Annotated in this window: 25 protein-coding genes and 1 riboswitch; of the genes, 14 read left to right on the top strand and 11 right to left on the bottom strand. The window is 70.3% G+C overall.

Annotated features, from left to right (window positions below):
• Nucleotides 1-88: 88 nt before the first annotated feature.
• Both ACX6XY_RS12020 and ACX6XY_RS12015 read right to left on the bottom strand, forming a co-directional pair.
• A complete protein-coding gene (locus ACX6XY_RS12020; protein ID WP_460329150.1) occupies nt 89-1,525 on the bottom strand; it encodes a PepSY-associated TM helix domain-containing protein in 1,437 nt (478 codons plus the stop codon).
• Nucleotides 1,526-1,590: 65 nt separating this feature from the next.
• Nucleotides 1,591-2,271 (bottom strand): hypothetical protein, encoded by a 681-nt coding sequence (locus ACX6XY_RS12015; RefSeq protein ID WP_460329148.1) that lies wholly within the window; start codon nt 2,269-2,271, stop codon nt 1,591-1,593.
• A 134-nt stretch (nt 2,272-2,405) separates the two neighbouring features.
• On the opposite strand from ACX6XY_RS12015, the gene ACX6XY_RS12010 reads away from it, so the two are divergent.
• On the top strand, nt 2,406-3,395 hold the full coding sequence (locus ACX6XY_RS12010) for an NAD-dependent epimerase/dehydratase family protein (RefSeq protein WP_460329146.1): 990 nt from the start codon (nt 2,406-2,408) through the stop codon (nt 3,393-3,395).
• Between the two features lie 305 nt (nt 3,396-3,700).
• Here the strand turns inward: ACX6XY_RS12010 and ACX6XY_RS12005 are convergent, their stop codons facing one another.
• Complete coding sequence (locus ACX6XY_RS12005) at nt 3,701-3,985, bottom strand: hypothetical protein (protein ID WP_460329143.1); 285 nt, start codon at nt 3,983-3,985, stop codon at nt 3,701-3,703.
• A gap of 61 nt (nt 3,986-4,046) precedes the next feature.
• Here ACX6XY_RS12005 and ACX6XY_RS12000 point away from each other — a divergent pair, with 61 nt between their 5' ends.
• The 8 genes from ACX6XY_RS12000 to ACX6XY_RS11965 all read left to right on the top strand — a co-directional run bounded on the left by ACX6XY_RS12000 (nt 4,047) and on the right by ACX6XY_RS11965 (nt 12,646).
• On the top strand, nt 4,047-4,316 hold the full coding sequence (locus ACX6XY_RS12000) for an ArsC/Spx/MgsR family protein (protein WP_460329287.1): 270 nt from the start codon (nt 4,047-4,049) through the stop codon (nt 4,314-4,316).
• Nucleotides 4,317-4,465: 149 nt separating this feature from the next.
• Nucleotides 4,466-5,416 carry a hypothetical protein gene (locus ACX6XY_RS11995; protein ID WP_460329140.1) on the top strand — a complete coding sequence of 317 codons (951 nt, stop codon included), beginning with the start codon at nt 4,466-4,468 and terminating at the stop codon, nt 5,414-5,416.
• A 132-nt stretch (nt 5,417-5,548) separates the two neighbouring features.
• A complete protein-coding gene (locus ACX6XY_RS11990) occupies nt 5,549-7,753 on the top strand; it encodes an ATP-binding protein (RefSeq protein ID WP_460329138.1) in 2,205 nt (734 codons plus the stop codon).
• A 34-nt stretch (nt 7,754-7,787) separates the two neighbouring features.
• Nucleotides 7,788-9,377: an ABC transporter substrate-binding protein gene (locus ACX6XY_RS11985; protein WP_460329136.1), complete on the top strand. Its 1,590-nt coding sequence runs from the start codon at nt 7,788-7,790 to the stop codon at nt 9,375-9,377.
• A 67-nt stretch (nt 9,378-9,444) separates the two neighbouring features.
• A riboswitch (cobalamin riboswitch) is annotated at nt 9,445-9,632 on the top strand.
• Nucleotides 9,633-9,662: 30 nt separating this feature from the next.
• Nucleotides 9,663-10,478, top strand: coding sequence for an energy-coupling factor ABC transporter permease (locus ACX6XY_RS11980; protein ID WP_460329134.1), 816 nt, complete (start codon nt 9,663-9,665; stop codon nt 10,476-10,478).
• A gap of 2 nt (nt 10,479-10,480) precedes the next feature.
• Nucleotides 10,481-10,912 (top strand): energy-coupling factor ABC transporter substrate-binding protein, encoded by a 432-nt coding sequence (locus ACX6XY_RS11975; protein WP_460329285.1) that lies wholly within the window; start codon nt 10,481-10,483, stop codon nt 10,910-10,912.
• A gap of 19 nt (nt 10,913-10,931) precedes the next feature.
• Nucleotides 10,932-11,693 carry a cobalt ECF transporter T component CbiQ gene (gene cbiQ / locus ACX6XY_RS11970; protein WP_460329131.1) on the top strand — a complete coding sequence of 254 codons (762 nt, stop codon included), beginning with the start codon at nt 10,932-10,934 and terminating at the stop codon, nt 11,691-11,693.
• The gene (locus tag ACX6XY_RS11965) at nt 11,690-12,646 is read left to right on the top strand and encodes an energy-coupling factor ABC transporter ATP-binding protein (RefSeq protein WP_460329129.1); all 957 of its coding nucleotides are present in this window, start codon (nt 11,690-11,692) and stop codon (nt 12,644-12,646) included. Before cbiQ ends, ACX6XY_RS11965 begins: the two co-directional genes overlap by 4 nt.
• On the opposite strand, the gene ACX6XY_RS11960 is transcribed toward ACX6XY_RS11965, so the two are convergent.
• The 6 genes from ACX6XY_RS11960 to ACX6XY_RS11935 form a co-directional block, all read right to left on the bottom strand.
• Nucleotides 12,606-13,796, bottom strand: a complete 1,191-nt coding sequence (locus tag ACX6XY_RS11960) for a cytochrome P450 (RefSeq protein WP_460329127.1) — start codon at nt 13,794-13,796, stop codon at nt 12,606-12,608. The two genes, ACX6XY_RS11965 and ACX6XY_RS11960, sit on opposite strands and share 41 nt — an antisense overlap.
• Nucleotides 13,796-14,542 carry a cyclodityrosine synthase gene (locus ACX6XY_RS11955; RefSeq protein ID WP_460329124.1) on the bottom strand — a complete coding sequence of 249 codons (747 nt, stop codon included), beginning with the start codon at nt 14,540-14,542 and terminating at the stop codon, nt 13,796-13,798. The genes ACX6XY_RS11960 and ACX6XY_RS11955 overlap by 1 nt, the downstream gene beginning before the upstream one ends.
• Before the next feature lie 213 nt (nt 14,543-14,755).
• Entirely contained in the window at nt 14,756-15,397 is a 642-nt protein-coding gene (locus tag ACX6XY_RS11950) for an SMI1/KNR4 family protein (RefSeq protein ID WP_460329122.1), read from the bottom strand.
• Nucleotides 15,398-15,522: 125 nt separating this feature from the next.
• The gene (locus ACX6XY_RS11945; protein WP_460329119.1) at nt 15,523-15,915 is read right to left on the bottom strand and encodes a VOC family protein; all 393 of its coding nucleotides are present in this window, start codon (nt 15,913-15,915) and stop codon (nt 15,523-15,525) included.
• Nucleotides 15,916-16,580: 665 nt separating this feature from the next.
• Complete coding sequence (locus ACX6XY_RS11940; RefSeq protein WP_460329117.1) at nt 16,581-17,399, bottom strand: class I SAM-dependent methyltransferase; 819 nt, start codon at nt 17,397-17,399, stop codon at nt 16,581-16,583.
• Complete coding sequence (locus ACX6XY_RS11935; protein WP_460329114.1) at nt 17,396-18,730, bottom strand: XRE family transcriptional regulator; 1,335 nt, start codon at nt 18,728-18,730, stop codon at nt 17,396-17,398. Before ACX6XY_RS11935 ends, ACX6XY_RS11940 begins: the two co-directional genes overlap by 4 nt.
• 104 nt (nt 18,731-18,834) lie before the next feature.
• On the opposite strand from ACX6XY_RS11935, the gene ACX6XY_RS11930 reads away from it, so the two are divergent.
• Genes ACX6XY_RS11930 through ACX6XY_RS11915 form a run of 4 tightly spaced genes read left to right on the top strand, consistent with a single transcriptional unit; the run spans nt 18,835 to nt 21,263 of the window.
• The gene (locus tag ACX6XY_RS11930) at nt 18,835-19,293 is read left to right on the top strand and encodes an ATP-binding protein (RefSeq protein WP_460329112.1); all 459 of its coding nucleotides are present in this window, start codon (nt 18,835-18,837) and stop codon (nt 19,291-19,293) included.
• A complete protein-coding gene (locus ACX6XY_RS11925; RefSeq protein WP_460329109.1) occupies nt 19,287-19,766 on the top strand; it encodes a hypothetical protein in 480 nt (159 codons plus the stop codon). Before ACX6XY_RS11930 ends, ACX6XY_RS11925 begins: the two co-directional genes overlap by 7 nt.
• A 28-nt stretch (nt 19,767-19,794) precedes the next feature.
• Nucleotides 19,795-20,913: a hypothetical protein gene (locus tag ACX6XY_RS11920; RefSeq protein ID WP_460329107.1), complete on the top strand. Its 1,119-nt coding sequence runs from the start codon at nt 19,795-19,797 to the stop codon at nt 20,911-20,913.
• Nucleotides 20,910-21,263, top strand: coding sequence for an ASCH domain-containing protein (locus tag ACX6XY_RS11915; protein ID WP_460329105.1), 354 nt, complete (start codon nt 20,910-20,912; stop codon nt 21,261-21,263). Before ACX6XY_RS11920 ends, ACX6XY_RS11915 begins: the two co-directional genes overlap by 4 nt.
• An 8-nt stretch (nt 21,264-21,271) precedes the next feature.
• On the opposite strand, the gene ACX6XY_RS11910 is transcribed toward ACX6XY_RS11915, so the two are convergent.
• Nucleotides 21,272-22,819, bottom strand: coding sequence for a hypothetical protein (locus tag ACX6XY_RS11910; protein ID WP_460329103.1), 1,548 nt, complete (start codon nt 22,817-22,819; stop codon nt 21,272-21,274).
• A 549-nt stretch (nt 22,820-23,368) separates the two neighbouring features.
• Nucleotides 23,369-24,778 carry a type I glutamate--ammonia ligase gene (glnA, locus tag ACX6XY_RS11905; RefSeq protein ID WP_460329100.1) on the bottom strand — a complete coding sequence of 470 codons (1,410 nt, stop codon included), beginning with the start codon at nt 24,776-24,778 and terminating at the stop codon, nt 23,369-23,371.
• 391 nt (nt 24,779-25,169) lie between these two features.
• Here glnA and ACX6XY_RS11900 point away from each other — a divergent pair, with 391 nt between their 5' ends.
• Nucleotides 25,170-25,577, top strand: a complete 408-nt coding sequence (locus tag ACX6XY_RS11900) for an RDD family protein (protein ID WP_460329283.1) — start codon at nt 25,170-25,172, stop codon at nt 25,575-25,577.
• Nucleotides 25,578-25,747 lie beyond the last annotated feature (170 nt).

The following is a 25,747-nucleotide window of genomic DNA, read 5'->3' as shown; positions in this document are numbered from 1 at the left end:
CTCCGCGGACTCTCGCGGAGGCGCCCTGCGCCGTACGCCTTGTCGGCCGTACGCCTTGTCGGCCGTGCGGCCGTGCGGCCTTCGGCTGTCAGGCTCCGGCGCGGGCCCGCTTGACGAGACCCACGGCCACGTCGAGTACCAGGAACGCCAGCAGGCTGATCCCCAGCAGCGGTACGAACCAGCCGACCAGCGCGGTCACGGCCGCCAGCGGCAACAGCACCGGCAGCGGGACCCTCCGCCAGGCGCCACGCGGCGTCGGCCGGCCGACGCTCAGCGCGCGGTCCCTGGTCGGGCGGCGCAGCCACCACATCCGGTAGCCCCAGACGATCAACAGGATCGTGCCGACCATCAGGGCGGCCAGCGTGAGCTGGTTGGCCAGCCCGAGGAAGACGCCCATGTGCGCGGCGATGCCGATCCGGGTCAGCTTCGCGAGCACCGGGTAGTCGGCGAACCGCACGGTGTCCAGAACCGTCCCGTCGGCCGGGTCGACGGCCACCGAGTCCAGGTGGACCGGGAACTGGGTGTCGGTCTCCTTGAGGACATAGCCCCGGCCCTCCACCGGCAGGGAAACCGCCAGCTTGCCGTCGACGCCCTCGCCGCGTGCGATCTCCAGCACCCGGTCCAGGCCGATGTCGGCGCCCTGGTGACCGACGTGGCCCTCATGGCCGTCGCCGTGGCCCTCGTGCCCGCCGCCCGACGCCGCGGCGTCGGCGCCCGTGAGGGTCGCGTCGACCGCGGGTGTCGTCCCGCCCAGCTGGGACTTCCACTCGGCGATGTTCTCGCCCGCGTACTTCGACCAGGTGAGCCCGGTGGCCGACAGCAGCACCAGGCCGAGCGCCGACCACAGCCCGACGGCGCCGTGCCAGGACAGCGTCCTGCCGCGGCCGCCCTTGCGCTGCCCGCCCGCCGAGGGGACGACCAGGTCGCGGCGCCTGGCCCGCCTGCGCCCGAACCAGAGCAGTACGCCGCCGAGCGCGACCACCCACAGCCAGCTCGCCGCGAGCTCGCTGTAGTAGCGCCCGAGGTCGCCCAGGTGCAGGGTGCGGTGCAGCTCGGACAGCCAGGCGCGCAGCGGCAGCGCGCCCGAGCCGCCGTAGCTGGCGAGTTCACCGCGTACCTCGGCGGTGTACGGGTCGACGAAGACCGCCAGGGACTTGTCATCGGCGACCTTCGGCGAGTCGAACAGCACACGGGTCGTCGCACCGTCGTCGGCCGACGGCCAGACGGCCGTGACGGTGCCGTTCGGCTGCGTCTCGCGAGCGGCCGCGACCTGCTCGCTGAGCGGCAGCTTCCCGTCGCCGACGGGAACGCTCAGCTCCTGGCGGTAGACGATCTTCTCGGCCTGGAAGGACAGTGCGTAGAGCAGTCCGCTCACGGCGGCGACGAGCAGGAACGGGGCGATCAGCACACCCGCGTAGAAGTGCAGCCGCAGGAGGAGCGGGCGCAGCGCGGCCCGGCTGGATCGAGAGGCCGGTCTGGGTTCTTCGGAAGTGTCCGGCTGAGGCTGCCGGGTGTCGAGGGTCATGACGTCCTTCGGATTTCGTGCGAGGGCAGGGGGCAGCGCACCCACGGCATCGCCGAAACCTGGCGTCAGGGCGTGGTGGGCGCGTAACGGGGGAGTGCGGCCACCGTCGGCGGCCCGCGCCGGGCCACCACATGCGCGAGATCGGCGGTACGCGGCCGTGCCCCGCCGCGCCCCGGCCGCGCTGTCCGCACCGAGCCCGGCGCCGATGGCGCCCGTACGACCGTCAGCAGCAGCCGCAGCGGAGTGAAGGCCAGCGACCGCAGCGCGCGCAGCAGCCCGAAGAGCGCCGCCTCGCCGCGCGCGAGCCACAGGGCGCAGACGACCGCGGCGAGCAGGTGCGCGGTGAGCATCCCGGCGGTTCCGTGGTCCAGCGCGCCCGTCGCGTCCACGGCGGGGGGATGGGTGGCGTGAGCGCCGTGGGTCGCGTGGGCTCCGGTGTGATCCGCTCCGTGCGGTGGCGGTGGCTGTGCCGGGCTGTGCGACGCGGTGTGCGACTGCCCCAGCGAGAAGATCAGGTGCAGGGCGCCCTGCACCCCGGCCAGCCCGGCCCCGATCGGCCAGGCCCCGCGCCGTCGACCGCCCGCGATCCAGGCGACGCCCAAGGTGACGCAGAACGCGGCCAGTAGAGACCCGACCGGGACGTCATGGGCAGATGTGGAGGAATGTCCTACACCAGACAGGATGACGCATACCGCCGCGAAGAGTGCGGCCCGCAGGGCGCGCATCGGCGACCGGGTACCCGTCATAGCGGCTTATGGTGCCACCCGTGACTGAGCAAGGAATCGGCGGGTCCGGTTCCGTTTTTTCTGTGAGCGGAAGTTGTTCCCCCACAGCGGAATGCGATTCCTTCACTGGCGTTTCGCGCGGCAGAGTCACCGCCATGAGACTTCTGATGCTGGGTGGTACGGAGTTCGCGGGGCGCGCGGTGACCGAGGCGGCGGTCGCCCGAGGCTGGGAGGTGACCGTCTTCCACCGCGGTCGGCATGAGCCACCGGCCGGTGTCACCGCGCTGCACGGCGACCGCACGAGTCCGGACGGCCTCGCCGCGCTCGCCGACGGCGAGTGGGACCTCGTGGTCGACACCTGGTCGGCGGCGCCACGGGCGGTCCAGGACACCGCGCGGCTGCTGGCCGACCGAGTGGGTCGCTATGTGTATGTGTCGAGCTGCTCGGTGTACGCCTGGCCGCCGGCGGCCGGGTTCACCGAGGACGCCCCGCTGGCCGACGGCGCGCCCGACGCGGAGCAGACCGGGTATCCGCACGACAAGCGCGGCGGCGAGCTGGCCGTGCTGGAGTCCTTCGGCGACGACCGGTCGCTGCTGGTCAGGTCGGGCCTGATCATCGGGCCGTACGAGAACATCGGACGGCTGCCCTGGTGGCTGAGCCGGGTCGCGCGCGGCGGCCCGGTGCTCGCTCCGGGGCCGCGTGAGTTGCCGTTGCAGTACATCGACGTGCGCGATCTCGCCGAGTGGGTGCTGGACGCGGCCGCGGCCGGGCTCAGCGGCCCGTACAACCTGATCAGCCCGCGCGGGCACACCACGATCGGCGAGCTGCTCGACGCCTGCGTCGAGGCCGCCGGGGCCGGGGCCGAGCTGCGCTGGACCGCGCCCGAGGTGATCGCGGACGCCGGGATCGAGCCGTGGTCGCAGCTGCCGATCTGGGTGCCGCCGGGCGGCGAGCTGCATGACGCGCTGCACGGAAGCGATGTGACCAAGGCGGTCGCGGCGGGCCTGACGTGCCGCCCGGTCGCGGACACCGTGGCCGACACCTGGGCCTGGCTCCAGTCGATCGGGGGCACGGCCCCGCAGCGGCCCGACCGGCCGGTCGTCGGCCTCGACCCCGAGACGGAGGCGAAGGTCCTGGGCGTCTGACGGAAGGACCGGGCAGGCCCTGGGCGTCTGACCGGGTCTGCCCCCGTGCGCGGGGATCGACATCCCCGCGCCGTACCGCCCCTTCCCGAGCGACCTGCAGTGGCTGGTGACGGACATGACCGTCGGGGCGTCGTCGCACGTCGAGCAGCTGTGGAGAGGCGGCCGGGCTGGCGGCCTGGGCGGGTGACGTCCGCTTCACCCCGCGCTTCCGCACGCCGCTGGAACGCGAACTGTCGAGCTGAGCGCTCGGCCGGACTGCTGGGCCGCCAGGCCGCGTCGAGCGGCGGCCTGGCGGCACGCGGCGATCAGCGGCTGTAGCGCATCAGCGCGCGCACCATGTGACAGGTGATGTCGGACGGCGGGTGGACGCCGACCAGCTCGGCCGTGGAACGTATCCTGCGGTCGTCGGCCTGCTCGGCGCGGTAGACGCCGGAGTCCAGCAGGGCGATGGCCAGGCGCATGGCCTTCAGTCGGCGGTTGTGCCGGATGTACCACTCGCGCGGCCGTCCGGCGGGCAGCGGCTTCTTCACCAGAGGCATGTAGGGCAGGTCGATCGGCAGGGGTTTCGCGGTGACTGCGGCAGCGGGCACGGGCATCCTCCAAGGGTGGTCGGGGCCCTCGCGGACCGTCTCGAACACTGCTTCAATTCTACTGCGGGGCACTGACAAAAGCCGCTGGCCAGAGGGCCTATGGCACCCCATCAACCCCACCGTGCGCCGCTACCTGGACGACGTCCCGACCGAGGACGAGATCCGCGCCGTACTCGCCCGGCTCGCCCTGGAGCCCTGGGACCGCTGGATCGCGGCACTCGCCGCGCACCCGAAGCTGATCCAGCGCCCGATCATCACCGCGGACGACGGCACGGCGGTCATCGCCCGCACGGATGAGGCGGTACGGGACGCCCTGGCGTGCATGCGGTGAACTCCTGTGGGAAGGAGGGCAGTTGCCTTTTGGTTTTTCCGTGGTGAGCTGAGTGGAACCTGTGTAGTTTCGAGGTGTCGGCGCACTCACCCGGACAGGCCCCAGGCAACCCCCAAGCCGACGGCCGAGGATGAACAGGACTGAGACAGTTGTCAGCCGCAGCGCCTCCGTTCCCGGACCACGACAGCGAGAGCTTCGACCGGTTCCGTTCCCGCCTGCTCCTGTGGGTCTGGGACCGGGTCATGCAGAACCCCGACCTCCCTGTGGACTGCGCCGAGTTCTGCGCCTGGCAGAGCATCTCGCTGGACACCGTGCAGTCCCTCGTCGACCGGCTCGGCGAGCAGCGGCTGATCAGTGAACAGGGATCCCGGCGGCACGCCCCCGTGGTGACCCTGCTGCCCGCCGGTGAGGACGAGGCCCGGCTGCTCCAGGCCCGCAGGGCCGACCCCGTGCAGCGCGGCCGGTACGCCACGTGGGCCGTGCTGCGCTGGATCTACGCGCACTCGGAGCGCCAACCCCTGCGCATCAAGGCGTTCTTCGACTCGTCGGAGCTGTTCTTCCTCGGCGAGGCCCTGCACCGCGCCGAGGTCGCCCGCGCGCTGTCCTACCTCGCCGACAGGCGCCTGATCACCTGCACCGGACCGGAGTTCCAGGGCGGCGTCGGATCGGAGGTGGCGCTCACCCCGCTCGGCACCGACGCCGTGCTCAGCGAGGGCGAGACGGGCGACATCGGCGCGTTCGTGGCTCATCAGGGCGGAAGCGACCACCCAGTGACCCGCATCGAGGCCAGGACGGTCAACATGGCGCACGGCGACTTCCACCAGACGGTCCAGACCGCGCTGTCGCCCGTGGACCTGGCCCGCCTGATCCGCCAGCTGGCGCCCGTGCTGGCCCCGGACGACGCCACCCGTGCGGCCCTGCTGAACAGCGCGGACGACCTGGCCCGGCGGGGCGGCCCGGACGGCGACCCCGACCCGGACCGCCAGCGCGGCCTGATGGAGCGGGTACGGCGGCTGCTCGGCGAAAGCCCCGACACGGTCGGCCGACAGATCACGCTCGACGTGATTGGCCAGGCCCTGGGGAGGCTGCTCGGCGGCTGACCCCGCGCCTCGGAGCGCCCGCCCCGTCCGTACGCCCTCGCCTGTACGCCGCCGTACGCCGTCGCCGGACCCGTTACCGGGCCCGTTGCCCCTGGCACGTTTCCCTGACGACTCCCCGGCAAGAGGAGGACCATGCGACCCCCGTTGTACGCACGCGACCCCTTGCTGCACGCCCTCGTGCCCCGCCTCGTCGGCCTGGACCCCGTCAAGCCCAAGCAGGTGAGCCGGGAGCACCCGGACGACCCTCCCGTCGTCCTGCTGACCGGCCGCCACGGCATGGGCAAGACCGCCGTCCTGGACGCCCTGGACCAGGCCTACCGGGGGCGCGCCCCGCTCGGCCGGGTCGATTTCGCGGACGTCGACGCCGCGCGCCGTCCCGGCGTCGCCGAGTCGAACACCTCCGCCGTGGTGGAAGTGCTCGTCCAGCTCGTGTGCGACCTCGCGCCCGCGCTCGGCAGGTTTGGCCGTCCGGCGTTCGCCCGGCTGCTGCCGGGACTGTTCGCCGTCTCCAGCTGGCGCCGGGGCAGCGACCGCCAGCGGCGGCTGGCCCGCGACCGCGTGGACCGCCTGCTGCTCGCCTGCGGCTTACGCAGGGCCGAAGCAGCGGGCCAGGACGGCGGCGGCGCGGGCGAGGACTGGACGTACGAGGTCAGCGAGGGCCTGGCGGTCGCGGACGGGGATGGGGAACAGGACCTGGAGGCCGTGGCCGCCGCCGTGGTCGCACGGTACTTCCGCAGGCACACCAGGACCAGGACCGGCCGCGCCGTGCGCGAGTGGTACCACGGGCGAGTACCGGGACCGGACGACGGCGAGGCCGCGCTGGTGCGGCTCTGCCTCCGCTTCCACCAGGGCGGCGCCTACCGCCACGCGGTCGAACGCCTCCTGGTCGCCGCCTTCGCCGAGGACCTCGCCAGTGCGTACGGCCGCTGGCAGCGGGTCAACCGCACACCGCGGCCGCTGGTCCTGCTGGACAACGCGCACACCGAGGGCGGCGAGCGGCTGCTCGACCTGATACTCGAACACCGGGCGGAGGCCGCCACCGGCACCACTGCGGCCGGGGCCGCCAGCGCCCCCGACCCGCTGGTCGTCATCGCGACCCGCCTCGGCGACGCCGCCGCCCGCTACCCGGACGCGACCCGCTGTCGGCTCACCGAGGTACGCGCCGCCTCCGGCTGGTCCCGTACCGCGCCCGCGTCGGCGTCGGCCGGGCTGCTCGTCCTGCCGCTGGCCCCGCTCGCCCTGGACGACGTCCTGCTGATGCTCGACGCCGCCGACGCCCCGCTGCACCGCCACCTGCCCACGGCCCTGCACGCGCTCACCCGAGGCCACCCGGCGGGCAGCGCCCTGCTCTGCAAGACGGTCGTCCGCGCGGCCGGTGAACGGGACATCCGGCCCGAGGAGCTGCTGGACCTGCGCACCGGCGACGACCGGCCGGTGGCCGAACAGCTCCTGGAACGCCTGATACCGCACCCCCAGCACCGCGACCACCTCGTCCTGCTGTCCCCGGCCCCCGACCGCGAGGCCGCCGACGCCCTGGCGGCCCGGTCGACGGGCGTCGGAACCGCCCTGCTGCCCGCCGCAGAGGCCGCCCGCTACCTGGAAAAGGAACACTGGACCACGGACCCGGCGGACACCCCCGACGCCGACGCCGACCTCCCGGCTCCGGACGGCCGCCCGCGCTTCGTCCCCGACCCCTTCCTGCGCGACCTGCTGGTCGACCGGGCGCGCGGCGGCCCGGACGAGAGCCACCGCTGGCAGCACACGCACACCGTCCTGCGCGAGCACTACGAGGCGCTCGCGGCCGAACGCGCGACCCACGCCGACGCCGACGCGGGTACGGGTGCGGGTGCCGGTGCCGACGCCGCCGCTGACGTACTCGCGTACGAGAGCGCCGCGCTGCGGCACACCCTCGCCGCGTCCGGTCCCGACCCGGTGGTGACCCGGCTGACCGAGTGGTTCGCCCAGCGGGACGCGGCCGACTGGCTGCGCGCCCTGCGCCGCGTCAGCACCGCCCCCCACCCGCCGCGCGCCCAGTGGACGGACCGGCGCGCCGATATCGCCCGCGGCGCCGACGACCACCGGCACGCCGACGCCGACGCCACCGGACGCGCCGTCAACCGGCTGCTGCACGCGGTCTGGTACCTGCGCGAGACGTTCGCCGAACCGCTGGACGACCTCTGCGTCGGCGTCGGTGCGGAGCTGCGGTTCCTGTCCGCACAGCATCCGTCGGGCCACGCCGTGCTGAACCGGGCCGCGCAGACCTGGCCGGTGGCGCTGCGGCACCGGCGGCCCTGCCTGATCGAACCGACCCAGCAGCCGACCCAGCCGCGGCCGTGAGCGCCGCGGGAGCGAGAGGAGAGGAGCGCCGACCATGCTGACGCGCTGGAGGAACCACGTCTGGGGCCCGCTGGACAAGGCCGTCGCCGCGGTGGTGTGCCTCGCGCTCCTCGCCGGTCTCGGCCTGCTCGTCCGTACCCTGCTGCCCGAGGACTGCGGCGCGGGCCTTGAGGAGGTCGGCGGCGAGTGCGTGGGCGTCACGGCGACCGACTCGCTGGACGGCGACCCGGAGATCAAGACCCTGATCGACGCGATCGCTGAGGAGAACGCCCGAGTCAAGAGGGCCTGGGAGGACCCGCGGAAGGGCAGGCCGCGCATTCCCTACGCGCGGATCGCGCTGCTGATGCCCTTCACATCGGACGCCACCAGCACCATGAGCCCGGACGAGATCAGGCGCGCCGTCGCGGGCGCCCACACGGCCCAGCTGGAGGCCAACGCGGAGGCGGGCCCGCACTACCAGCTGCTGCTGGCCAACGACGGCAAGGACATGAGCAAGTGGCGCCCGGTCGTGGACCGGCTCGTCACGATGGTGGACGGAGACTCGCCCCTGGTCGGCGTGTTCGGCATGCCCAGCAGCACCCCGCAGACGCTCGCGGCGGTCGAGGCGCTCGGCGAGCACAAGATCCCCGCGGTCGGCTCGATCCTCACCGGGACCACGATGCAGCGCCCGTACCTCTTCAACACCTCCCCGTCCAACGAGCTGCTCGTCCAGGGCCTGGCGCGCTATCTGAAGGACGAGCCGGGCGAGCGGGGATTCCTGGTCGCGGACAACCGGAAGAAGGACGCGTACTCGCTCGACCTGCGCCGGGTGTTCGAGGAGAGGTTCGGCAAGGACTACGGGCTGGACAAGAACCGGGCCTACTACCTGGGCTTGACCGGCGAGGAAGCCGGAATCCCGCGCCGCTTCTCCACCGTCGCCCAGAAGATCTGCGTCACCGGCTCGGACACGGTCTTCTTCGCCGGACGCGACCATGACCTCGGCTACCTGATCAGCAGGCTGGCGAAGGAACCCGCCTGCAACGACTCCCGGCCGCTGCGGATCCTGAAGGTGGGCATCGGGCTCGGCACCGAGTACACCACGCCGAAGCTCACCGAGCAGCTGAAGGAGGCGGACATCACCCTGGTGAACGCGGCCTCGGTCGACCCCGCGTGGTGGGAGCGGAAGGGGCACCGGGACCGGCCGGTCGGACTGGCCTCCTTCCGGGAGAAGTTCGGCGAGCTTCAGGCCGCGCACGACCTGGGGGAGCGGCCGCTGGACGACGGCTATTCGATCATGTACCGGGACGCGTTCACGGTGCTCGCCCAGGCCTTCGACCAGGCCTACAACGACATCAACGACATCAGTGCCGACACCGGCACCGACACCGCCGCTCCCGTCACGCCGACGAAGGACGACGTCTACGAAACCATCGTCAACATGGGCATCCTGGACACCGAGGGCGGCGCCAAGTGCGCCAGTTGTGTACTCGGCGCCTCCGGCACGTTCGGCTTCGACGACTCCGACGAGACGAAGAAGTGGCCGGTGTGCAAGCCGGTCCCCGTGATGGAGTACCCGGCCAGCGCGAAACCCGAAACGAAACTCTTCCGCACCTACGAGCGCATCTTCGACGGCGACTGCCCCTGAGGCGTCCTGTCGCCCCATCCGGCACCGCGGACCACGGCCCGTAGTTGTCAGGTCGCCTACCAGCGGACTACTGTCACCACGCCTTGGTGTACGGGAAATCGGTGTGATGCCGATGCGGCCCTCGCCACTGTGATCGGGAAGTCCGGCTCCAGCCCCCAGGGGGGCGGCCACTGGGTACCACCACGTATCCGGGAAGGCGGAGCCAGGGCGGTACGACCCGTAAGCCAGGAGACCGGCCAAGGCGCGTTGTCCATCCACGAGGTGCTGGAGAGGGTCTGCTCAGCCATGCATATAGCCGAGGGTTTTCTACCACCGGTACACGCGGTCGCCTGGAGTGCCGCGGCGGCGCCGTTCGTCGTCCACGGCGTACGCGCCCTGACCCGAGAGGTCAGGGCGAACCCCGAGAGCACCCTGCTGCTCGGCGCGTCCGGGGCCTTCACTTTCGTCCTTTCCGCGCTGAAAATCCCCTCGGTCACGGGCAGTTGCTCGCACCCGACCGGTACGGGGCTCGGCGCGATTCTCTTCCGGCCGCCGATCATGGCGGTGCTCGGCACCATCACCCTGCTCTTCCAGGCGCTGCTGCTCGCGCACGGCGGACTCACCACGCTCGGCGCCAACGTCTTCTCGATGGCGATCGTCGGGCCGTGGGCGGGGTACGGGGTCTACCGGCTGCTGAAGCGGTTCGACGTCCCGCTGATGGGCGCGGTGTTCGGCGGGGCCTTCGTCGCCGACCTGTCCACGTACTGCGTCACCAGTGTCCAGCTGGCGCTCGCCTTCCCCGACCCGAGCAGCGGATTCCTGGGCTCGCTCGGCAAGTTCGGCTCGATCTTCGCGGTGACCCAGATCCCGCTCGCGGTCAGCGAGGGGCTGCTCACGGTGCTGGTGATGCGCCTCCTGGTGCGCTCCAGCAAGGGGGAGCTGACCCGGCTCGGCGTCTTCCTGACGCGCAAGCAGTCGCAGGCGGCGAAGTCCCCGGAGCACGCACAGGACACGGAGCGTGCACAGGACACGGAGCGTGCACAGGACACGGAGCGTGCACAGGACACGGAGCGTGCACAGGGCGCCAAGGGCACGGCGGAGACGGAGGCGGAGACCCGATGACGATGACCAGAAACACGAAGATCAACGGTCTCCTGCTCCTGATAGTGGCCGCGCTCGCGGTGCTGCCGCTGGCGCTGGGCATGGGCGACGACAAGGAGGAGCCGTTCGCGGGCGCCGACGGGGAGGCGGAGGGTGCGATCACCGAGATCGACCCCGGCTACGAGCCCTGGTTCAGCCCGCTGTACGAACCCCCGTCGGGGGAGGTCGAGTCGGCGCTGTTCGCCGTGCAGGCGGCGCTGGGCGCGGGCGTCCTGGCGTACTACTTCGGCCTGCGCAGAGGCCGCAGGCAGGGCGAGGCCCGAGCCACGACGGCGGCCACGCCGCACGGCACGCCCGAGCCGGGCAGCGTGCCCGAAGGCGGGGGCACGCCCAACCGGGGCGGCACGCCAGAACCGAGCGGCGCGCCCGTCACGGACGCGCCCCCGAGCGCCTAGCCCGCGGCCGCCGCGCATCGTGCTGCCTATCGACGCGGCGGCGCACAGCAGTCGCTGGCGCCGCCGTCACCCCGTGGACAAGGCCGTGCTCGGACTCGGCCTGACCGTGCTGGCGATCTCGCTGCCGCCCTGGCCGGGCGCGGCGCTGGTCATCGTCACGGCACTCGCCCTCCTGCTCGGGCCCGCCGGAGTACCCCCGCGCAGACTGTGGCGGGCGTACCGCATCCCGCTCGGCTTCTGCGTCACCGGTGCGCTGACCCTGCTCGTCCAGGTCGGCGCGCCCGAGGGGATGCTGACCCTGGACCCGGACGGCCCGGCCCGCGCGGCGGGCCTCCTGCTCCGCACCTCGGCCGCCTCGCTCGGCGTGCTGCTGTTCGCCTTCACCACGCCCATGTCCGACCTGCTGCCCCGCCTGGTGAAGGCCGGGGCGCCCGCCGCGGTCGTGGACGTCGCCCTCGTCACGTACCGGATGAGCTTCCTGCTCCTGGACTCGATGACCCTGATCAGGCAGGCGCAGGCCGCCCGCCTGGGCCACACCACCCGCGCCGCCGCCTGGCGTTCACTCGCCGGACTCGGCGCGACCGCGTTCGTCCGGGCCTTCGACCGCGCCGCCCGCCTCCAGGCCGGACTCGCCGGGCGCGGCTACGACGGCACCCTGCGCGTCCTGGTCCCCGAGGCCCGCGTCTCCCCGCGCTTCGTCGCCGCGGCGGTCACCCTCCTGGCCGCCCTCGCGACCCTCGCCCTCGCCCTGCACCCCGTACTGGAAAGGCCCCTGGGATGACGCCCGCCGGGATGACGCCCGCCGCCCTGGAAGTCCCCGCCGAGGTCGAACTCCGCGGCGCGTCCTACGCCTACGACGAGGGCCCCACGGTCGTCGACGCCCTCGACTTCGCCGTCGCTCCGGGCCGCGCCCTGGCCCTCCTGGGCCGCAACGGCAGCGGCAAGACCACCCTGATGCGCCTGCTCAGCGGCGGCCTGCGCCCGGCGAGCGGCACCCTGCTCCTGGACGGCGAGCCCGTCACATACGACCGCAAGGGCCTGACCCGCCTGCGCACCACCGTCCAGCTGGTCGTCCAGGACCCCGACGACCAGCTGTTCGCCGCGTCCGTCGAACAGGACGTGTCCTTCGGTCCGATGAACCTGGGCCTGCCCGAAGCCGAGGTCCGCGCCCGTATCGACGAGGCCCTGGCCGCCCTCGACATCACGCCGCTCCGCGACCGCCCCACCCACCTCCTCTCCTACGGCCAGCGCAAACGCACCGCGATCGCGGGCGCGGTGGCGATGCGCCCGCGCGTGCTGATCCTGGACGAGCCCACCGCGGGCCTCGACCCGGACGGCCAGGAACGCCTGCTGGACACCCTGGCCCGCCTGCGCGCGGGCGGCACCACCGTCGTCATGGCCACCCACGACGTCGACCTCGCCCTCCAGTGGGCCGACGACGCGGCCCTGTTGCTCCCCTCCGGCGTCCACACCGGCCCGGTGGCCGACGCGCTGGCCCGCCAGGACCTGGTAGCCCAGGCGGGCCTGCGCACCCCGTGGGGCATCGCGGCGGCGCGACTCCTGCGCGTACACGGACTGCTGCCAGCCGAATCCCCCGGCCCGCGCACCCCGGACCAACTGGCGGCCTGGACGACGCACGGCACGGAGGACGAACCGGAGCCGGAACCGGAGCCGGAGAGAGGCGATACAGGCTCTACCAGGCGACCGGCAGACGCTCGGGAAGCCGCTTCATGAAGTTGGTACGCCACACGAGCTGCTCGACCGGCACCGCGAGCCGCAGCTCGGGCAGCCGCTCCACGAGAGCCTTCAGCGCGATCTCGGCGTGCTTCTTGCCGAGCGCGGTAGCCGGGCAGTAGTGCTGTCCGCCCCCGAACGACAGATGGGTATGGGCGTTGGCCCGGCTCGGGTCGAAGACCTGCGGATCGGGGAACTGCTCGGCGTCGTAATTGGCCCCTTCGACCAGGACCAGCGCCAACTCCCCCTCCCGCACCAGGACATCGCCGAGCTGGACATCCGCCAGCGCCAGCCGGGGCAGCCCGTCGCCGATCGACAGGTTGATCCGCAGCAGTTCGTCCATGGCGCCCGTGACGAGGCCGGGATCGGCGGTGAGTTGCTCGCGTACGTCGTCGCGGGTGAGCAGGGAGACCATGGCCATGGTCAGGAACCCCGAGGTGGAGATGACCCCGGCGCCGAACAGCGTGACCCCGACCGTGGCGAGCATCTCGTCCGTCAGGTGGTCGTAGTCCGAGTCCCGCCGCAGCGCGGCGAGTTCGCTCATCAGCCCGCCGCGGGCGGGGTCGGCGTCGTCGAGCCGCTCGACCATGTAGGCGATGTCGCGGTCCCAGTTCAGCCGGGCCGCTTCGATGGGCCGCGGCGAGTTCATGAACGCCACGTCCAGACTGCGCATCAGCGCGGGCCCGTCCTCCTGCGGTATCCCGAGGATGTGGCAGTGCAGACCGGCCGAGTACGGATCGGCGAAGTCGGTGCGCAGATCCGCCGGTGCCCCTGCGCGCAGGGCCCGGTCGACCAGCTGGTGCGCGGACGTCTCCAGCCACTCCTGGAGGCCGGGGGCCTTCGGGTTGAGCGCCTTCATCACCGCCTTGCGCAGTCCGGCGCCGGTGATGTTGCCCATGTTGTTGACGACCTCGGGCGGGATGGTCAGGGCGTACTGGCGGGGCACGCCGGGCGCCGAGGTGTCCTTGAGCGAGAACCGCTCGTCCTCCAGCACCTGCTTGGCGAGCGCGTACGACGAGACCAGCCAGGCCTCGTCCCCGGCGATCGTACGGACCCGCTTCACGGGCTCGGCGCGCAGGGCCCGGATGTCGTCGGGGAGCCGGGTGCCGTCCCAGGAGAAGGGGAAGGCGGGCAGAGTAGCGGTCGTCATCAGTGGTCTCCTTGGATGGCCCGGTCGCCGAGGCCGCCGAGGTCGGCTTCGGCGGGGACGAGAATGCCGTGCCCCTGGTTGCGGGAGGCGCGCAGGCCGGGGCCCCGCGCGTAGAGCAGATCAGCCAACGGCAGTGCCTGGTGGTAGCAGTTGACGGAGGACGGGACCTCCAGGATGGCGGGCGTGTCCAGGAACAGCGGCGCCTCAGCGCAGACATAGTCCAGACACACCTGCGTCTGCCGCGCGCTGGCGGCTTCTCCCGGAGCGAGCTTCCCGTCCAGGAAGATCGCCGTGAGCTTCTCGCAGGCTTCGCGGAACTCGCCGTCGGTCTCCAGCATTTCCCGTACGCGAGCGTGGATGCGCTGGTACGCGGGAATGCGCGTGAGCGCGGACATGGGCCGGGCCCGTACCCGCAGTCCGGACGGGTCGACGTCCTGAACCGCGTTGCCCACCTTGGCCCGTACCCCGCGCAGGTTCTTGACCGCCTTGCGGCGGGCGTCGTCGGGGGCGTAGCCGAGTGCCTCGAACATCTCGGCCACGTAGAGGTCGGTATAGACGAAGTCGACCTGTTTGAAGTGCTCGACGCCCCAGCGGGCGAGGCCGTGCAGCCGCTGAGCGGAGAAGAAGCTGTTCCCGGAGGAGACCCCGATGACAGCGTGATCGCCTTCATCGGCGATGACGCGGCAGTGCGGGGTGTACGGAGTGAGGCGGAAGGTCTCGGCAGGGGCGATGGTCGCCTGAGTCAAGATCGGAAAACCTCATCGCACCGCTAGTCCCATAGGGGCCCTGTGCCCCTGGTGTGGCGGAAACGACGACAGGAAGCTACCACCCGACCCCGCACGGTGACAGCCCTACCCATGGGTTTGGCCGGGACTGGGACCGAGAGCGGGTCTAGCCCCAGCTCACTTGTACGGCCGTCCCGTGGGGGGTAGTTACCAGCTCAGCACCTGCGGTCCGGCCTATTCCTCTTCCTCGATGAGACGGCCGAACTTGCCGTAGCGCGGAGGATCGCCCTCCTCGTCCGCTTCATCCCTGTCCACCCACTCAAGCTCGCCGTTGTCGACACGAGGGACATCGCCGCCGACCCAATCGCGCTCCTCAAGGCCGATCGCGACGGAGATCAGGAGTGCGGGCAGAGACTCCATCCAAGCTACCGGCTCGAAGTGGCTGACGTCGTCGTGCCAGGCGATGCCGATCCGCCCCCGCTTGGTGCAGTCACGTTGATCGATGACCAGCGAGTCGCCGCATCCATTCCATGCGATCGGTATCCACTGCGGGTGCCACCAAGGTCCGTACTCCTGCTCAGGGTCCCACTCGTGGTCGATCTCGGGATGGATCTGCATCCGCTGCTGCCATTCACGGGCCAGGCCGCGCACGTCATGCAGCATCCACATGCTCGGGATCAGCGTGCCGTAATCGGTTCCGTCGTGGCGAAGCAACGATTCCGCCAACGCGTCCGGGAGGGGTATCCCCAGCGCCTCTTGCGCTTCGGCGATGGCCGTCGGCTCGGCCGGTCCCGGCAGCGAGGCGAAGGTCTCCGGAGCGTGGGTCTCCAGCCACGCTTCGATCCTGAGCCACGCTGAAGTCACAGACAGTGTCATGCTGGACAGTATCTACGCCGAAGAGAGCCGGGGCCTTGCCCCCGGACAGGTCTTGAGCATTCCCGGCAGACCGGCCGGGCCCGGGCCTACGAGTAGGCCGCTGCCAGTGAAGGGCGCTATCCAAGTCAGCGATCGCGGACAGGTTCAAGGAACTCGAGCCGATTGCCCAGCCTGTCGAACGCGTAGAAGCGATGGTGTCCAGGGAAGTTGTCATCCCAGGTGATGCTCACCCCGTGGTCTTCCAATCGCGTGGCGAGCGCTTGGAGCGAGGTCACGAGGATGCCTGGATGTGCCTTCCTGTTCGGACGGAAGTCCTCTTCAACCCCCAAGTGGACTTCCAAGCCTCCGCCGCGGAACCAGCACCCACCACGAGCCGCTAGCAGCGGCGGCTTCTTGATCTCTGTCATCCCGAGAACGCCTCCCCAGAAGTCGCGACAGAGCTCTTCAGTTCCCGGAGGGATGGCGAGCTGCACGTGATGCAGGCCGCCCAAGGTGTATTCGAGCGCTCCCTGAGTCATCTCTTCTCCTCGCCCTCTACTCGGAAATCTTGATGTCAAGATAATGAGGGTCGCATGGATCTGACAAGGGGATGGCTCGACAGGGGGCGGGTGGGCGGATCGAGCTTCGCCCCGTCCAGCTCAAGGCCCACTTGCCAGGCAAGCCTCAGGGGGCGAAGAAGTCTTCTGAACGAGTTGTCGCGCGAGTATGGGCCCGTCGCCTCCAGCCTGGAGGTGGCAGCCCACACTTGTGTTCCTGACGGCAGATCAGGTATCGCGGCGTCCGGTGCGCACCGGCCTGTCCCGGCTTACCCGCCCCTGCCTCTTAGAGTTCGGCGGCTCCAGCCTGGCTCCTGATCTGTCCTGCAACCGCCTGTGCGAACGCCTCCCTGGCCAGGAGGTGATCGACCGACCGCAATCGGTGGCGGACCCGGCGGACACGTGCGAATCCGCCGTACGCACCGCCCGCGCGGCTCTCGACGCGGGCGACCAATACCGCGGCTCAGGGTCACCTCGACGCCTTCGGCGACACCCTGCACAACCTGGCCCGCGCCACCCGCGAACCGCGCCAGACGGAACTCCAAGCAGCAGCGAGGGAGTTCAACCGTGCCCGCCGCTCCTCCATCCGCGCCCCAGCCGGCTGCCACGCCGCAGCGCAGGCACCATCCGGAACACGGCTGACACCGCTAACGGCGGCAGACGAGGACGCCGCCCAGACAGTGGATCTCGAACGCCCCATGCTGGGTGATGTGTTCGTCCAAGATGGTGCGGGCCCGTTCGATCGTCGCCCCAAAGGGCACGTCGTGCTGGTCCGCCCATGCCTGGTACGAGGCCATGTGCGCGATCACGGGTTCGGGGTCGCGGACGGCGATGGTTCCGGGTAGTTCGATCGTGTCGACGCGGCTGAACTCCTCGCCGAGGAAGCCCGGCGCCTTCTCCAGGGAGAAACGGGCGCTGAGCGAGATCCGTGCCGGGCCGCGGCCGGTGCCGAGGACGTCACCGGCCGCACGCACCCACAGCTCGTCCAGCTCGGCCTTGTCGCGGTCGCTGTTCGTGGAGGCAAGCAGCAAACCATCCGCAGTGACGACGCGGGACAGCTCGCGTACCGCCTGGGCAATGTCCACAGCGTGGTAGAGCATGTGCATCGCCAGAGCGGCGTCGACGCTCGCCGACGCAAGGGGCAGCTTCGCCACATCCGCCACGGCGACTGCTCCGGGCACGTCGGCGAGGATGCCGGGAGCAAGGTCGAGGCCCAGGAGGTCCAGATCAGGCCGTTCCTGGCGCAGCCGCTTAATGAACTTGCCGTTCCCGCAGCCAACGTCGACGACGCGTCCGCGTACCGCGCTGAGGTGCTCGGTGACGATGCCGGGCAGATTGTGGCGAGGCGTCTGCCACTTGTAGAGCGACTGCCGGGCGGCGAGGTCCCGGTCACCGTTGTAGGCGCTCCCGGCCAACCGGTCGCGGTCGGTCACGGCGGCGTCGTGGGCGGCGGAGGTTTCGGTCACGTCGGCAGCTCCGGAGGACGGGCGGCGGGAGAGGCCGCGAGGACGGCCGTGTGCTGGATGCGCTCGCACAGTTGGGTCACCTGCGCAGCCCCACCGTACTGCCGACCGCCCAACTCCCGGCCGAGATCAACCAGCCTCCGAACGATGCTCGCCGACACCCGATCCGGAGACGCTTCGAGAACGAAGCCGACCATCTCCTCGGTCCCGTCGATGTCGCCCAGGAGCATGTGGCCACGGGCAAGGTCGAGATGGGCAGCGAAGAGGTCACCGACCGACTGGTCATCGTCATCGGCGCCGCGGTAGAGCCGGATCGCCGTGTCCGCACTGGCGATGGCTTGCTGAACGTGGTCACGACCGCCTATGGCCAAGTGCGTCGTCCCGGCGTACGCGAACTGCTTGGCGGCCGGGAAGGCGAAGACTCCCGGTGCGTCGTCACCCCCGCGCATCCCATCGCGGGAACGTTCCGCGTCCGCCAGGGCGGCTGCCGCCCCCGCCGCGTCGCCCGCTATCGCGAGGGAACGCGCCTCCAGACTGGCGAGGCGAGCGCCGATGCTTCCCGCTGCTCGACGATGGCGCCCCGCCTGCGCGAGCCGCGCCGCCTGCTCGTACCGCCCTGTCCAGTAGGCGATCAGGGACTCCACTGCCCGCACCCAGGCCAGCATCCCCTCATGCCCAGCGGCCTCGGCACACGCGCGGGCCGTACGCGCATGCGTGGCCGCCGAGTCGTAGTGCCCCAGGTCCAGGCAGACATGGGCGCACAGCCCGCACAACCGCGAGGCCGAAACGTACAAGTCACTGGTCTGCTGAGGTCGTTGACGCCCGCGCAGCAACTCGAAGACTCCGTCCCGCAGCTGCTTGATCTCGACGTACAGCTCCAGCAAAGGGTGGCTGACATAGGACCGCGCCAACCGTGCGACATCAGCCTCCAGCTGCTCAACGACCAGCTCGTCGGCGTTGTGCTGCGCGATGAACCGGACGAACTCGGCCGACAGCGACGCGTCCGCCGACACGGCGCTGGCCACTGACCACTCGGCCGAGGGCGGTAACGGCAGGCTGTCCGTGCCCTCCGCCGGTTCACCGCCGCCCCGGCGTCGCTTACTGACCGCGACAGCACGGTCGAGGACAGCGACCTCGGCCTCGAAGACCAAGGCCAAGTGCCCTCGGGTGTATGGGACCGGGATACGCGCCTCACGCTCGTAGCGCCCGATCTCCTTACCGGTCATGGCAGCACGCCCCTCCAGGGCGTTGTACTCCTCGGCGACCTTCTGCTGGGTCCAGCCCCGCTTCCTGCGCAGACCCAGGAGCAAGGCACCGATGCCCGTGTCGCCCATCCTGTCTCCCCGGCGCATGTGGATTCTGGCCCCCATAGTGGCCCCCGGCTTGGCTCCCGCGCTGGCTCCCGACCCGAACGAGCGACAGCGCTTGGCTGTTGGACATGCCCAACAGACCGCACGATGAGCCGCAGACAGTCGAGCCGGATCACACCGCAGGCGCCGACAAGCAGAGCACCACTCGCTTGGCCCGTTGTGACCTGTCCGCACGCGACGCCCGCGAATTCGTCGCCGAGACCCTTACCCAGTGGGACTGCCGTGAACGCCTCGACGACGTCCGGCTGTGTACGTCGGAACTCGTCACCAACGCCCTGCGGCACGGAGAGTCCGACAACCACTTGATCCTTGTGCGCCTCGCGCTTCACGGTGCAGAGCTGCTGGTCGAGGTCCACGACGGCGGCGAAGGAACCCCCAGGCAACGCGAAGTCCAGGACACCAGCGACGACGGCCGTGGCCTGTTCCTCGTCTCCGCCATCGCCGACGACTGGGGCGTCGCGGTCCGCGAACGCCCCGGCAAACACGTCTGGGCATCCTTCAGGAGCCTGGCGGTGACCGCATGCTGATCTCCACCCACTCCGCCGAACCGCGCGCGCTGTCCGCCGGTCTGATCGCCTCCCTGGCCACTGTCACCTGGCTCGACACCGACCCGACCGGCGCCACCCTGTGCTGCCTGCTCCTTGTATCGCAGCCGCCACGAGCCCCGTACGAGACGCCCACAGTCATCGAGCAGCGCATGCACACTCTCGCGATCGCACTCGGCCTTGGTCCGGCCACGGCGCCACCGCCCGACATCGGGCCGCGCCTGCGCCCTCTCAGCCCGACCGATGTCGCCCTGCGCTTCGACGACACCCCGTACCGCAAGCGCATACCCGCAGGCAGGCCCTGGACTCTGCTCCTCCGCCAGCGAACACCGGTCGCCCTCGTCCTGGGCCTCGACCCGCTCTCCCGCACCGCCAGCCCCGCCGAGATCGACGCCTACCTCGACCGCACCACGCTCCAGCAACGGCTGCTCTTCGGCCACACCCGGACCGAGTGACGTACCGCCCGACACAAGGGGACCCCTCGTGACCATCCACCCCGTCTCGCCGAACACCGTGCTCGCCAACGCCCTCCACCACGCCGAGGACGTCCTCACCCCACGCATCCTGGCCGAACCACCCGAGAGGATCGTGCTGGTCGTCGGCACGCAGATCAACGGCGCCCCGCACATCGGCACCTCGCTCGTGCAGTCGCTGGCCTTCGCCATGGCCGCCCGCCTCCGCGCCCGCTTCGGACTGTCCGCCGAAGTCCACGTCGGCGCACTCGACAACGCCCCCTACGACCTGGCCACCGACCCGACGACCGGCCACCGCTACCAACGCGCCTACGCCCAAGCCCTCGGCCAGCAGGCCCTCCGCGACCTCGTCAGCGCCCTGTACGAGCCTCTGTTCACGGAACTGTCCAGGCGCCTGGGCATCCCGTACCGCGTCACGACCTACAGCCAGCAGCAGGCCGACGAGCACTTCCGCCGCACCTGGTTACGGCTCCTGCCCCGCATCGACGCCGCCCGCTGGTGGCTCGCCCCCTCCACCGGCATCCCGCACGTCCGCGTGCCGTGCCCGCACCTCGGCTGCGGCTGGGCGGAGAAGCACGCAGAGCGGACCCAAGCGCGACTCACCGGCACAGAGACAGCCGCCGTCAGCGCCGTCTGCCTCCACCACGGCCCGTACGAGGTGACCGTCACACCCACGAGTGGCACCTATCTCGACCTGGCCACGCTGTACCGGAACCTCGTCAAGGAACTCGCCCTCGTCGGCCCGCAGCGCGGCACCCTCCACATCATGGTCAAGGGCGGCGACTGGGTCTTCGGCTCCCACCTCGTCGACGAGGCCCACCAGGCCGTCGGCCTCACCCGCGCCCAGCTCCCCGCCCGCCTGTTTTGCCCCCAGATCGTCACCGACACCGGAGCCAAGTTGTCCAGATCCCTGATACGCGAGGGCCACGCGCCCTTGCCCGACCGCGCCGCCGACTGGATGCTCGACACCCGGCACTGGCCCGGCACGATAGGCGAGTACGCCGACCAACTGCTCACCCTGACCGAGACCCTGCTCGCCGACCCCCGCCACTTCTTCCGCGCATACTCGGCCGCCGAGATCGGCCACATGATGACGACACCAGCACCCAGGAGCGTCCCCGCCCCATGACCGACACCACCGCCCGCGTCCACGAACTGAACCTCTACCGCAAGTACTTCGACCTCGTAGCCGCGGGCACCAAGACCATCGAGGTACGGGTCAAGTATCCGCACCTGGAAGACCTCGCCGCAGGCGACACCATCCGCTTCCACATCAAGGGCACCGAAGAGACCTGCGACGTTCGCGTCCTGCGCGTCGCCGAGTATGAGACCTTCGAGGCGCTCCTGGACGGCGAAGGGGCAGCTAACGTCAACCCAAACGCCAGCCGTCAGGAACAGCTCGCCAACATCCGTACCATTTACGGGCCGGAGAAGGAGCATCTCGGCGCACTTGCGATCGAGATCAAAATCCCCGACTGACGAGAGAGTCAGAGGCCGTGCAGCTTCAAGCCAACGTGGTCGACGATCCACCGATGCTTCTCACCATCGATTGCGAAGTAGATGCGTCCGACCCGGTCCGGGCTGGTGTGGTCGTCGAGCTTGATGTGGGGCTGCCGGTCCCACGGCTTCTTGCGTCCCTCGAACTTGAACTCGTGCAGTCCGTATCGACGCAGCCCTTCATCCGAAGGCGCATACACCAAGGCGGTCTGGTCACCGATCCAGGAGACCAAGGAAGTTCCAACGCGGGCCTTCTGTCTCTTCCACTCCCTGGCCAGGTCAGCAAGCGTATCCAGTGCTTCCCTCATCCGCTTGGGGTGAGGGTATGAACACTTTTGCCACTGGTCCTTCGCATTCGGGGTGAACACGAGCGCACCACCAGACTCCTGAGTCCAACGTGCCCAGTCTGCTGAAAAGTCGCTAGGATCTGCGACAAAATGCTCTGGGACTGCGCTCGGCTCTGGATTGATCGCCAGCGTCGCTGCTTCCAGCTGTGCCGTGAGATTGGCCGATTCAATCTGCAGCTGCACAACTTGGTTCTCTAGCTGCTCATTCCGCTCCAGCAGCTCAAGCGACCAGCCGCGTTCCTTCTCCAGCTTCTTCCTCAGCTGGGTGTTCTGTTCGCTCTCGGTTCCAGCGAGAGCATCCAGCAGGGCATCGGTCTCAGCCGACCGTACAGCGTCCCAGAGGCGATCCCGGCCGCGCGCCACCACGCTGAGTGGGGTGAGGAGGCGGGTCAGCTTGCCCAGGAGGACCTGATGATCACCGCTCAGCTCGGCAGGTCCCCACCACGGTGCCCGCGCATCGGTGGTGGGCCAATAGAGGCGAGCCCCGTCTCTCGGTAACAGATTGCACGGAAGCCCGCCGTTGAAGGAGTCGAACGCCAGCCAGCCAGAGATCACCACGACGTGTGCGAGACCTGCAAGGCGGCGGGCAGCTTCGCGGGCGAAGGCGGCAGGCGGGCCCATCGTCCGGATCGACGAGATGACCAGTACCGGCAGACGACGCCGAGGATCGTCAAGGCGCGCGTGAATCAGCGGGACTTGGGCAGTGAGCGCCGGCGTAACCGCAGCGGTGATCTCGTCACCGTCGTCCGTGCACACGAGGGTGGTGTCTCGCATGATCGCATTGAGGGCACGGGGCGGCTTCAGCTCTTCTACCCTCGCGGGTGCCAGCAAGCCGTCGCTCGTCCTCCCCATGACGACCCGAAAACTGGTCTCTCCACCGTACGTAACAGCGGTCAACTGGCACGAGAAGCGGCCGCCCCCAGACAGATCGCTCTCGACCTCCATCCTCAGCGCACGGGCATCAGCACCGATATTGACCGGGGACCAACTCACGCGTTGCTCAGGGCGCCCCGGCCCGTAGCCGGGGAGAGCTGCCTCGCCCTCGTCGGCCATAAGGGCGGAAGAAGAAAGCCCCGTCCTGTCCGGGGGGACATGCAGCTCCATGTGAGAAAGCAGCCGCTCGAAGGCGGGGGTACCTGCGTGATCGTCCGCGAGCGCCACCTTGAAGCCGACGACGTACAACTGCTGCATGGGGCTCCCCTCGTATCACCCAACCCTCAGCGGAGGCCGCACCCTGCACCACGGCTGAGCCACGCCAGCATAGTGACGTCGCATGCATCGAGCGACTCACGTTCAGTCGCTCCTGTTCCCGGTAGGCCGCTCCCGCCACAGCTTGCCTGTTTCTGCGGGCAGCGATCTCATGCGCGGCTCTTCGACCAGTCCGCACACAGTCCGCAAGACACCCGATCAAGACCGTCGCAACCCGTGCCACCAATCAGGAAAAGGACAGGTCAGCGACCTGCAGCGAGCATCGCTGCAGGTCGCTGACCCGGCCGATTACTAGGAGACGAAGAAGTCTCCCGAATGAGTTGTTGCGCACGCGAGGGCCGTCGCCTCCGGAGTGGAGACGACGGCCCTCACTTGCGTATCTGATAGCGGGTCAGGTAGCGCGGCGGCCGGTGCACACCCGGTGCACAAGACCCTGGAAAACGGCCGGGACCAGCGAGAACTGTCGAGCAATGTTTTCCCAGGTCACAGCAGGTGCCCGAGGGGCAGCCCAAGCTCACCCGACCCCGCTCTTTAGATGTCGAAGTACAGCTCGAACTCGTGCGGGTGGGGGCGGAGCTGGATCGGGGCGATCTCGTTGGTGCGCTTGTAGTCGATCCAGGTCTCGATCAGGTCGGAGGTGAAGACGCCGCCCGCCTGGAGGTACTCGTTGTCCGACTCCAGGGCGTCCAGGACGGCCGGGAGGGAGGTCGGGACCTGCTGGACGTTGGCGTGCTCCTCGGGGGCCAGCTCGTAGAGGTCCTTGTCGATCGGCTCGGCGGGCTCGATCTTGTTCTTGACGCCGTCCAGGCCCGCGAGGAGGAGGGCCGAGAAGGCCAGGTACGGGTTGGAGGACGGGTCCGGGGCGCGGAACTCGACGCGCTTGGCCTTCGGGTTGGAGCCCGTGATCGGGATGCGCATGGCCGCGGAGCGGTTGCGCTGCGAGTAGACCATGTTCACCGGGGCCTCGAAGCCGGGGACCAGGCGGTGGTACGAGTTCACCGTCGGGTTGGTGAAGGCGAGGAGCGACGGGGCGTGCTTGAGGATGCCGCCGATGTAGTAGCGGGCGGTGTCCGAGAGGCCCGCGTAGCCCTGCTCGTCGTAGAAGAGCGGGGAGCCGCCCGACCACAGCGACTGGTGGACGTGCATGCCGGAGCCGTTGTCACCGAAGATCGGCTTGGGCATGAAGGTCGCGGTCTTGCCGTTGCGCCAGGCGACGTTCTTCACGATGTACTTGAAGAGCATCAGGTCGTCGGCGGCGGCGAGCAGCGTGTTGAACTTGTAGTTGATCTCCGCCTGGCCGGCCGTGCCGACCTCGTGGTGCTGGCGCTCGACCTGGAGGCCGTTCTTGTCCAGCTCCAGGGAGATCTCGGCGCGCAGGTCGGCGAAGTGGTCGACCGGCGGGGCCGGGAAGTAGCCGCCCTTGTAGCGGACCTTGTAGCCGCGGTTGTCCTCCGTCGAGCCGGTGTTCCAGGCGCCCGCCTCGGAGTCGATGTGGTAGAAGCTCTCGTTCGCCGTGGTGTTGAAGCGCACCGAGTCGAAGACGTAGAACTCGGCCTCGGGGCCGAAGTACGCGGTGTCGGCGATGCCGGTGGAGGCGAGGTAGGCCTCGGCCTTCTTGGCGATGTTGCGCGGGTCGCGGCTGTAGGCCTCGCCGGTCACCGGGTCGTGGATGAAGAAGTTGACGTTCAGCGTCTTGTCCCGGCGGAACGGGTCGAGGCGGGCCGTCGTCAGGTCGGGCACGAGCGCCATGTCGGACTCGTGGATCGCCTGGAAGCCGCGGATCGACGAGCCGTCGAACATCAGCTGCTCGGCTGGGTCGAACGCCGCTGCGGGCACCGTGAAGTGCTGCATCACACCCGGCAGGTCGCAGAAGCGGACGTCGACGAACTTCACGTCCTCGTCTGCGATGAACTTCTTGGCGTCGTCGGCGTTCTGGAACATCCAGCTCCTCCTACTCCCGGTCCGGGGTGGAGCCGGGGATGTGTCGCTCTTGGTGCGGCCAGTGCGGTGGCACACGCTGGTCCTGACCATAGGGACGGGCCATTTCTCAAGGATGACCCATTTGTTTCGTTGAAGTTAACCGGCGCGGGCGTGAGCGGCATCTCAGTCGGCCGTCGCGGACCCCGCGAGAGGGCCGCGAGAGGGCCGTGAGAGGCCCCGTGAGTGGGGGCGTGAGGGGTGCGCGAGGCCCGGGCGGCAGGGGCTTCGTGGCCGGGTTTGTGGCCGGGCCCGCAGCCGGGGCGCAAGCGGGGCCCAGTACCGTGGACGGGTGGACGACAACAGGCGAGTCATCGGATCGTGGCTGTCCGGCCCCCGGCAGGCGGCCGAGGACATGGGCGCCGACTTCGGTTACCGGGGTGAGCGGCTGGGACTGCCCGAGAGCGGCCCCGGCTCGATCGCGCCGGGCGGCCGCCGTCTCGGCGCGATCGTCATCGACTGGGGCCTGTGCATGCTCATCGCGTACGGGCTCCTCGCGCGGGGCGACAGCCAGGCGGCGGGCAACTGGGCGCTCGGCGTCTTCCTCGTACTCCAGGTGCTGACCGTGGGCACGGTCGGCTCGACGCCCGGCAAGCGGCTTCTCGGGCTGCGGGTGGTCGGCGAGGACCGGGGACGGCTCGGCTTCGGCCGTGCGGCCGTGCGGAGTGTGCTGCTGTGCCTGGCCGTCCCGGCGCTGATCTGGGACCGGGACGGGCGCGGGCTGCATGACCGGATGGGCCGCGCGGTTCAGGTTCGGATCTAGGCGCGCGGCTCATCTGGACCTAGGTGCCCGTATACGGCGGATGCCCGTATACGGCGGAGGGGGGGGGGGGCCCCCCCCCCGGGGGGGGGCCCCCCGCCACCCGGCGCGGCATAGGCCAGTTCCTGGACATCGGCAGCGGCATCCCGGCCGTCGACGCCACCCACGAGGTC

It is taken from the genome of Streptomyces sp. O3, assembly GCF_054788135.1.
The sequence above is the reverse complement of the archived record's forward strand: the minus strand, read 5'-3'. Positions and strand labels throughout refer to the sequence as shown.